Genomic DNA, 9593 nt, shown 5'->3' on the forward strand with positions numbered 1-9593 from the left:
ACTCAGACGAGAACTCTACCGCAAACCCGGACGAAAAGCGCTCAAACACGCCATCAAAGCAACTCTCTGAAATCAACAATGTGCTACACAAGAGCGACGTTCGTATAACTCCGATACAGTTTCGCCCGCGATATCAACGATACGCACGGTGAAGATCGGGTTTAGCGGCCGTTTTCGGATCCGATACCGTCGCACACATTTAAGTATCTTCAGTCCTTACCCGGTAGTGAGGAAACTGATCCGAGACCTATCTGTCGGTCCCCCGGATTCCCTCCATTCAGAAACAACACAATGAGCGATAACGTTCGAACGTATACGGCGGAACACGTCGAGGACAGCACCGAATCGGAAACCGAAACGGCGACCGACGAGGAGCTCCGCTGTCCCGAGTGCGGGGGCCAGCTCGCCACGGACACGGAACACGGTGAGACGGTCTGTGCCGACTGTGGACTCGTCGTCGAAGAAGACGAGATCGACCGCGGGCCGGAGTGGCGCGCGTTCGACTCCGCGGAGAAGGACCAGAAGAGCCGGGTCGGTGCCCCGACCACGAACATGATGCACGACAAGGGGCTTTCGACGAACATCGGCTGGCAGGACAAGGACGCCTACGGCAAGTCGTTGTCGAGCCGCCAGCGGGAGAAGATGCAGCGGCTCCGCACCTGGAACGAGCGGTTCCGCACCCGCGACTCGAAAGAGCGCAACCTCAAGCAGGCGCTCGGCGAGATCGACCGCATGGCGAGCGCGCTCGGCCTCCCGGACAACGTCCGCGAGACCGCCTCGGTCATCTACCGCCGCGCGCTCGACGAGGACCTCCTACCCGGCCGCTCGATCGAGGGCGTGGCGACCGCGTCGCTGTACGCGGCCGCCCGACAGGCGGGAACGCCGCGCAGTCTCGACGAGATCGCTGGCGTCTCCCGGGTCGAAAAGGACGAGATCGCCCGGACGTACCGCTACGTCGTTCGCGAGCTCAAACTGGAGATCCAGCCGGCCGATCCCGAGAGCTACGTCCCCCGGTTCGCCTCCGACCTCGGGCTTTCCGACGAGTCCGAGCGTCGTGCGCGCCAGCTGCTCGATACGGCGAAGTCACAAGGGATCCACTCGGGCAAGTCGCCGGTGGGGCTCGCCGCGGCCGCCGTCTACGCCGCCTCGCTGCTCACCAACGAGAAGGTGACTCAGAGCGAAGTGAGCGAGGTCGCCAACATCAGCGAGGTCACCATCCGCAACCGGTACCACGAACTGTTGGAGGCGGAAGACGAGATCGCCGTCTGAGCGGAGTACACAAGCACCGTCGGTTTCTCGCGTTTCCATCGGGTTTCAGTCATCGACTAGGTCGGCCCGTGGCGCTTTGTTCCGTCCCAACCGAAGGACGATCTCGTCCCGGATCATACAAGCCGACCCGCGCCGAGCCGACGGTATGGAGACGACTCGCCACTTCACGGCCACGACGTACATCGTCAACGACGGGGCAACCGCCCTCCACGAGCACGGGCGGCTCGGGATCCGACTCCCGCCGGGCGGCCACGTCGATCGCGACGAGCTCCCCCACGAAGCCGCGCGTCGGGAGGTGCGAGAGGAGACGGGGGCGCTGGCGCGGCTCGCCGCCGACCGCGCGGACGTCGAGACGCCGAACGGGCGGCCGCTTCCGGAGCCGGCCCACCTGATGCTCCACGACATCAACGTTCACCCGGACGGGTCGGTCGGCCACCAGCACATCGACCACCTCTACTACGCCCGGGTTCCTTCCCGGGATATCGATCCCCTCGGTGACAACGAGGCGGACGCCGACGCGTGGACGTGGTACACCGCCGACCAGCTGGCCGCGGGCGAGTTCGACGCCGACGTGGTCGCGCTCGGGCGGGAGGCGATAGCGGTCGTCGGCGACGCCGACTGACCGGCGGGCGGGGGCGCGCGCAGTCTGGTTGGGGTCGCCGAACCGCAGTAGTCTCCCCGAGGACGCGTCAGACGGCCGTCTCACGGTCCGGAAAGTATTTGGGTCGCTGCGGGCGAGATAATCCAACGAATGGACGCACAGCGAAAGGAGGAGGTCACGGGATGGGACGCCCGGACGTTCTCCGACGGGTTCGACGGGCTCCGCGAGTTCACGGACCGGGGGTTCTCGGGAGCGGCCACCGACGGCACCGGTTGGCTGTTCTTCCTCGACGGTCGGGTCGTCGGGACCGTCGACGCCGACCTGGACGCGTTCACGGACGCCTCCGGGACGGCGTACGAGGCACCGGACGAGGCACTGCCGCTACTGTTCGCTATGCAGGAGCAGGGCGGCGAGAAACGGGCACAGTACTACACGAACGACACCCCGCTGTCGGCGGCCGATCGGAAGCTTTCGGAGGGCGGGTTCACCGGCTACGTCGAGCTCGCCGAGAACGTGCTCTCCGGCGACTACTACGTCGCGTACGCCGCCGGCGAGTCGATGGCGGCCGCGTACGTCGGGAACTCGCGACGGCTCGAAACCGGCGAGAAGGCGTTCGACCTCGCCGACGACGAGGTCGGGATATACACGGTGTACGAGGTCGATCTCGACGTTCGCGAGCTCCCTGCAGGGACGCAAACCGGGTCGGGCGAGGAACAAGCGGACGGTGACGACGGCGAGTCCGCGGACGACGCCGGAAACGACCTCGGGATCGCACCCGCCGAACCGCGAGCCGACGACGCCGACCGCAATGACGCCGGCAGCGACGCTGACAGCGGCACCGACGTGTCGACGGACAGCGACACCGACGCGGCGACCGACACCGATCCAGGCCGCCGGCGAAACACGGTCGCTGGCTCGAGCGACTCCGACGGACCGGCCAGTGAGGAGGAACCTGTCGTCCCCGGCGAGGAATCCGGAAGTGATCGATCGTCCGAGTCGGTCGACGCCGCGGGCAACACGGCGGGGACGGACGGTGTTTCGTCCGGTCGTGACGGGTCGGGGACCAGAGCGTCGAACCCTACAGAAGCGGGGACGAGCGCGTCGGCAGCGGACGGAGCGGAACGAGACGAATCGACCGCGGGGTCCACCGGCGTGGGCGACGACTCCGACACGGGCGGCGAACGGACCCAGAACCGATCCGTCTCGGCGTCGAGCGGCCGGGAGACGGACGCGTCGACTCGCACGGACTCCGGTGATGGAGGGGCGCCTGTAAACCCGGACGACGACGTGTTTTCCGAAGAGGCGGAGTGGCGGGAGGCCAAATCCATCCCCGCGCTCGACCCCTCGGAGACGAACGTCCGCGGGGAAGGTGGGTCGGATGGGACGGACGGCTCGCGACGGGAGGGGAGACAGCGAGCGAACACGAGCGGCCGAACCCGGACCGGCCCGTCAAGCGAGGGCCGGTCGGGGTCGGATCAGAGACGGTCGGAGGCCGGCGGGGATCGGTCGTCCCCGGAGCCCCGATCGACCGGACGCGGAACGAGTCAGGCTGCCGTATCGAAGTCATCTGGGGGAAGCGAGGCCGCCCGCGAACGGATCGACGAACTGGAGTCCGCGCTCGCTGAGCTGTCCGCGGAGCGCGAGTCGCTCGCGGAGGAGCGGGACGAGCTCGAAGCGGAGCTCGACGCGGCGACGGAGCGTCGGGAGTCGATAGCGGCCGAACGCGACGAGCTCGAGACGGAGCGGAACCGACTGGAGGCCGAAGTCGAAGAGCTCCGTTCGGAGGTCGAGCGCCTGCGCGACCGCCTCGCGGAGGCCGAGTCACAGCTCCCCGACGCGGACCGGACCATCTCGCCGGCGGAGGCACGCGAGGGGACGAACCTGTTCATCAGATACGACTCCAAGGGAGGTGCCACGCTCGACGACGCCCACGACGGCTCGGTCAGCCGCGAGGAGCTGCGGGACAACCTCCGGATCGAACACCACACGAGCTTCGAGACGGACGGGCTCCAAGTCGACGGCCGACCCTACGGGGCGTTCCTCCGGGATACGATGGAGTTCGGGTTCACTCGATGGCTCGTCGAGGAGCTCCCGTTCGAGGTCGGCGAGACCGGGAACGCGAGCGCGCTCCGCGAGCTGTACGACGCGCTGCCGGAGATCGACCGCGCCGAGATCGGCGGGGCCGTCTCGATCGTGAGCGTCGAGGACGGCGAGGAGGTCCGCGAACAGCGGCCGTTCGACCTCGTCCTTCGCGACCGGATGGGGAACCCGCTGTTCGTCGCCGACCTGAACGACACGCGGGCCCCGACGGCAGGGGGAACCCTGGAATCGCTCGTCGCCAACGGAGGGACGATCGCGGAGTCGAACGACGAGTTCGCCGGGGTGTTCGCGGTGACGGCGAGCTTCTTCGAGCCGGACGCGCTGGAGGCCGCGAGCGACGCCGTCGGCGGAGGGTTGTTCAACCGGTCGAAACGCAAGAGCTTCGTGAAACTCTCTCGAAAGCGCGGCTACCACCTGTGTCTGGTCGAGTCGCGCGACGGCGGGTTCCACCTGACCGTGCCGGACCTCTAACGGGTGATCGTTCCGGGCACCGTCGCTCGCGTCGGCCGGGTCGAGTCCAACGAGGGCGTCGTCCTACTGTGACGGCGAAAACACGTCCAATCTCGAAGAGTTAGCTCTCGACTTCGGCGGCGTCGTCGATCCGCATGGATCCGAGCTTCTCGACGGTCTCGTCGAGCTTCTCGTCGAGTTCGTCGACGAACTCGTGGGTCCGTTCCGTCGTGATAGCCCCCTGGCTGGACGGCTCGATGAGGTTCTCCTCCTCGAGGACGCGAAGGGAGTACCGCACTTTGTGATGAGGGTATCCCGTCTCGTTGGACATCTTCACGATACCGATCGGTTCGCTGTCGATGACCATCCGTAACACTTGGAGGTGTCGTTCCAACATGTCTACCTCTTTCTCGAGTCTATCTATCATGCCATATGTTAACTCGTCATGCCCCGTTTTAAAAGTTGCTGTCGACGGGGCGGCTGCTGCTTCCCTTTGCGGTACATCGTGTCAGTAGTTAACGGTTCGGATCTCCGTGTGACCTCGAGGCACGCGGGAGGGGAGAGAGGGAGAGCGGAACGCCAGACGTGGTGGGGGTGTCAGATCCGGTGTGCCGGCGGTATCTCGGCCGATGTCCCGCCGAAGTACGGGCGTTTCGATCCCCATCCGGATACACAAACGACGATACCCACGGAAACAGGACGGCGAATCAGTACACGTTCGTGGAACAACGTCGCCCACGGACCGTAATCTGTTTTACCCCCCGGTCGGAAGGGGGTAGCGGTATGACAGTCACCATCGTCGGCTCCCAGCTTGGAGACGAGGGCAAGGGCGCGCTCGTCGACCGGTGGGGAGGGGACGCGGACGTCGTAGTCCGTTATCAGGGCGGCGATAACGCCGGCCACACCGTCGTCGAAGGCGGCGAGGAGTACAAGCTCTCGTTGGTCCCGAGCGGGGCCGTTCGCGGGACGGTCGGGGTGTTGGGCAACGGCTGCGTCGTCAACCCACGAACGCTGTTCGAGGAGATCGACGCGCTGCGGAAACGCGGGCTCGACCCGGACGTGCGCGTGGCGCGCCGGGCGCACGTCATCCTCCCGTATCACCGCGTGCTCGACGGCATCGAGGAGGCGGGGAAGGCCGAGGACGATTCCGGCGTCGAGGTTGGCACGACCGGCCGCGGGATCGGTCCGACGTACGAAGACAAGGCGGGGCGGCGGGGGATCCGCATCGGCGACCTGCTCGATCCCGAGGTCCTCCGCGACCGCCTCGAGTACGTCGTCGCCCACCAGCGGGCGGTCGCCGAGGAAGTGTACGGTCTCGACGTCGACGAGTCGGAACACGCCGACGCGTTCGATGTCGACGCCCTTCACGAGGAGTTTGCAGGCGTCGGTGAGCGACTCGCGGCCGACGGGATGACGGTCAACTGCAGCGATTTCTTGTACAACCGTCACGCGGCCGGCGACCGGATCCTCTTCGAGGGCGCACAGGGAACGTCGATCGACATCGATCACGGCAACTATCCGTTCGTCACCTCCTCGAACCCGACGGCGGGCGGGGCCGCGGTCGGCTCCGGGCTCGGCGTGACGACCGTCGGTGCCGGCGAGGTCGTCGGCATCGTGAAGGCGTACCTCTCGCGGGTCGGGTCCGGACCGCTCCCAACGGAGCTCGACGGCGACGCCGACGAGGAAGCGCTCGCCGACGAGATCCGCGAGAAGGGCGGAGAGTTCGGCACGGTCACTGGTCGACCACGACGGATCGGCTGGCTCGACCTCCCGATGCTGCGACACGCCGCTCGAGTGTCGGGCTTTACGGGGGTGGCGATCAACCACGTCGACGTGCTGGCCGACCTCCCGGAGCTACAGGTCTGTGTCGGCTACGAGCTCGACGGCGAGCGGATCGACACGGTGCCGACGACGACGGAACGCTGGGAGCGGTGCGAGCCCGTGTACCGTGAGTTCGACACCTGGGAGACGGTGGACTGGGCCGCAGTCGCCGAGACGGGGTACGACGCGCTTCCCGAGGCCACCCGCGAATACGTCGAGTTCGTCGCCGAAGAGGTCGACGCCGCCGTCTACGCGGTCGGCGTCGGCCCCGACCGGGAGGAGACGATCGAGCTCGTCAACCCGTTCGACGAATAAACTAACCGTTCGTTCTTCGTTGTTCCACGAAGGTTATTCGCACGGGCTCCACACGGAGCGTATGGAGCTACTGGACGAGAGTATCGTTCCGGCACACGCCCGGGACGTGAAAGGGGAGGCGCGGGAGTTCGCGGAGGAGTACATCGCCCCGAACGCGGAGGCGTACTACGAGTCGGGCGACTACCCGTGGGAGGTGTTAGAGGCCGGAATGGACGCCGGGCTCGTCGCACAAGACATCGGCGAGGCGTACGGCGGCAAGGGGTACGACCTCGCACAGATCCTCGCGATCGCGGAAGAGTTCTACCGGGCCGACGCGGGGATCGCGTTGACCCTCCAGCTCGCGAGCTTCGGCTGTGAGATGGTCGAACAGTACGGCACCGACGAACAGAAGGAGGAGTACCTCCGGCCGGTCGCCGAAAACGAGCAGATCTCCGGACTGGCGGTCTCCGAACCCGAGACTGGCTCGGACCTCGCGGGGATGACGACCAGCGCCGAGAAAGTCGACGGCGGGTACGAGATCACGGGCGAGAAGTACTGGGTCGGCAACGCTGTCGAGGCCGACTGGCTCACGGTGTACGCCAAGACGGGCGACGGCGAGGACCGCTACTCCAACTACACCCTGTTCATCGTCGAGACCGACTCGGACGGCTACGAGGCCGAACACATCCCGGAGAAGATGGGGATGCGCGCCTCCAAGCAGGGTCATATCGTCTTCGACGACTGTTTCGTCCCCGAAGAGAACGTCGTCGGTAGCGAGGGCGGCGGCTTCTACGTGCTCGCCGACTTCTTCAACCACGGCCGGATCGTCGTCGGCGGCCACGGGCTCGGGTTGGCCGCCGCGGCCATCGAGGAGGCGGAGGAGTTCGTCCACGGCCGCAACGCCTTCGGCCGCACCGTCAACGAGTTCCAGGCGGTCCAACACACGCTCTCGGACATGCGGATCGGCTTCGAGTCCGCCCGCGCGCTCAACTGGCGCGCCTGCGAGAAGGTCGCGAACCACGAGAACGCCGGCTACTGGGCCGCCCTCGCGAAGACCAAATCCACGGAAGTCGCCACGGACTGTGCCGAGAAGGGCATGAAGCTCCACGGCGGCCGTTCGATCCTCACCGACCGACGGATCGCCCGCGTGTACCGCGACGTCCGGATCCCGGTCATCTACGAGGGCGCGAACGACATCCAGCGCAACCTCATCTACCGGCAGTCGCGCTGAGGTCAGCGGTCGGGTATCAGTACCCGCCCACCCGGCGACGGCCATTTATAAACGCATCTCCGGGGCGGTGACGGCCATTTATACGTGGATCCTCCGTTCGATGACGGCTGTTTATACGTACGTCTCCGGTCCGGTGACGGGCGGTTATCAGTAACTCACTCCCGGATCGGGAGTGGTTATAACTAGTGTCGATTCACTCGGGGCTCGATGACACCGCCGCCCGGCGGCGGATCGGCCCGTGAGCGTCAGTCGTCCGCAGGGGCGCTGGCCCCGGTCACCGCCGCCGGTCGGTCGCCGTCGACCGTGTCGACGTAGCCGATCGCGTCGGCGCTCGCGACGGCGACGATCGCGAAGCCGACCTTGGAGACGAAATCCAGGTAGACGAACACGAGCATCTCCGTCGAGGCGGTCAACAGGCCCAGCCCGGTCGGCGCGAGCAGCCAGACGACCGGGTACAGCGTCCACAGGACCACCGTGATGTTCCGGAGCGTTCCGAAAACCGCCCGTACCCGGTCCGGCTGGCTCGCCGCCGAACGCGGAAGTACGGTGAGCAACCCGTAGACGAGTCCGACGTACGCGAGGGTCGCGACGCCGAACGCGGCCCACGAGACGAACCCGGTCGTGACGACGGCGACGGTGCCGCCCGCGATGACGACCACGTCGACCGCGATCAGCGCGACGATGACCCGCCGGGACGGCCGGGCGAGCAACGCGAGGTAGAGGATCAAAAGCGGCGTGGTGAGCAGCCAGTCGACGTATCGCGCGACCGGCAGGACACCGCCTCCCGTGGCGACGTTTCCGGCACCGAACCCCATCACGGCGTATGCGAGCGCCGCGATCCCGGTGACGCCGGCGAGCGTCGCGTAGTACTCCCACTCCGACGGGCGTCGATACCACAACCACAGGGACGGGATCGTTCCCGCGAACATCCCGAGTGCGCCGATCCACGCCCATAGTGTCGCGTCGGCGAGCATCTCAGTTCACCCCGCCGTCGTCGCGGAACTCGAACGCCGACCGCTCCGGCCCCGCGCTTTCCGCTACGTCGGTTCCACCGTCGGACGTCGCGACGGTACCGGACCCGCCTTCGACACTCGCGGACGGACTGTCGGTGCCCGATGGCGTGTCGGTCTCCGCCGCGTCGGCGTCGTACTCGAACCGTCCCACGGTGTCACGAAGCGATCCCGCGCGGTTCGAGAGCGACTCGGCCGCGTTCTCGACCGCGGCGAGGGTCCGCTCCTGCTCGTCGACCGCGCTCGTGACATCGGCGGCGGCGCTGGCGGTCTGCGTGCTGATGGCCGACACGTCCTCGACGTGGCCGACGACGGTGTCCACCGTCCGCGCCTGCGACTCCGTCGCTTCGGTGATCTCCGCCATGCTCGTGTCGGTCCGTTCGGAGGCCTCCGCGAGCCGTTCGAGGGCGTCGATGGAGCGCTCGACCGTCTCGACCCCGGTCTCGATCCGCCGTTCCGTCTCGGCGATAGAGTCGACGCCGGCTTCGGCGCGCGCTTGCACCGCCCCGATACGCTCCTCGATCTCGCCCGCGGACTCCTGTGTGCGTTCGGCGAGGTTTTTCACCTCCTCGGCGACGACCGCGAACCCGGCACCGTCGGCGTCGGATCGAGCCGCTTCGATCGACGCGTTGAGCGCGAGCATGTTGGTCTGTTCGGCGATCTCGGCGATCGTGTCGACCACCTCGCCGATCTCCTCGACCTCCTCGGCGAGCGTCTCGATCTCCGCCGTCGTCTCGGCGGTGACCGTCTCGACCGCGTCCATCTCGTCGAGCGCGGCCTCGGCCGCCTCGCGGCCCTCCTCGCCGACCCGCGCGGC

At 67.1% G+C, this 9593-nt stretch carries 8 protein-coding genes; 5 read left to right on the forward strand and 3 right to left on the reverse strand.

The annotated features are described in order from the left end of the window. Positions 1-291 precede the first annotated feature (291 nt). The 3 genes from ACFQEU_RS07000 (at position 292) to ACFQEU_RS07010 (ending at position 4441) form a co-directional block, all read left to right on the forward strand. Complete coding sequence (locus tag ACFQEU_RS07000) at positions 292-1269, forward strand: transcription initiation factor IIB (RefSeq protein ID WP_379780639.1); 978 nt, start codon at positions 292-294, stop codon at positions 1267-1269. 145 nt (positions 1270-1414) lie between these two features. Further along, positions 1415-1891: an NUDIX hydrolase gene (locus tag ACFQEU_RS07005; RefSeq protein WP_379780641.1), complete on the forward strand. Its 477-nt coding sequence runs from the start codon at positions 1415-1417 to the stop codon at positions 1889-1891. 129 nt (positions 1892-2020) lie between these two features. Continuing rightward, positions 2021-4441 (forward strand): DUF7527 domain-containing protein, encoded by a 2421-nt coding sequence (locus tag ACFQEU_RS07010; RefSeq protein WP_379780643.1) that lies wholly within the window; start codon positions 2021-2023, stop codon positions 4439-4441. A 100-nt stretch (positions 4442-4541) separates the two neighbouring features. Here ACFQEU_RS07010 and ACFQEU_RS07015 read toward each other — a convergent pair whose 3' ends face one another. Then, on the reverse strand, positions 4542-4847 hold the full coding sequence (locus tag ACFQEU_RS07015; protein ID WP_379780645.1) for a hypothetical protein: 306 nt from the start codon (positions 4845-4847) through the stop codon (positions 4542-4544). A 356-nt stretch (positions 4848-5203) separates the two neighbouring features. Here ACFQEU_RS07015 and ACFQEU_RS07020 point away from each other — a divergent pair, with 356 nt between their 5' ends. Next, positions 5204-6556 (forward strand): adenylosuccinate synthase, encoded by a 1353-nt coding sequence (locus ACFQEU_RS07020; protein WP_379780647.1) that lies wholly within the window; start codon positions 5204-5206, stop codon positions 6554-6556. A gap of 61 nt (positions 6557-6617) precedes the next feature. Further along, on the forward strand, positions 6618-7766 hold the full coding sequence (locus ACFQEU_RS07025; RefSeq protein ID WP_379780649.1) for an acyl-CoA dehydrogenase family protein: 1149 nt from the start codon (positions 6618-6620) through the stop codon (positions 7764-7766). A gap of 245 nt (positions 7767-8011) precedes the next feature. Here the strand turns inward: ACFQEU_RS07025 and ACFQEU_RS07030 are convergent, their stop codons facing one another. Continuing rightward, the gene (locus tag ACFQEU_RS07030; protein ID WP_379780651.1) at positions 8012-8740 is read right to left on the reverse strand and encodes a bacteriorhodopsin; all 729 of its coding nucleotides are present in this window, start codon (positions 8738-8740) and stop codon (positions 8012-8014) included. A 1-nt stretch (position 8741) separates the two neighbouring features. Next, positions 8742-9593, reverse strand: an 852-nt coding sequence (locus ACFQEU_RS07035) for a methyl-accepting chemotaxis protein (RefSeq protein WP_379780653.1), incomplete at its 5' end; no start/stop codon positions are given.

It is taken from the genome of Halorubrum tibetense (assembly GCF_042661865.1).
Lineage (GTDB): Archaea > Halobacteriota > Halobacteria > Halobacteriales > Haloferacaceae > Halorubrum > Halorubrum tibetense.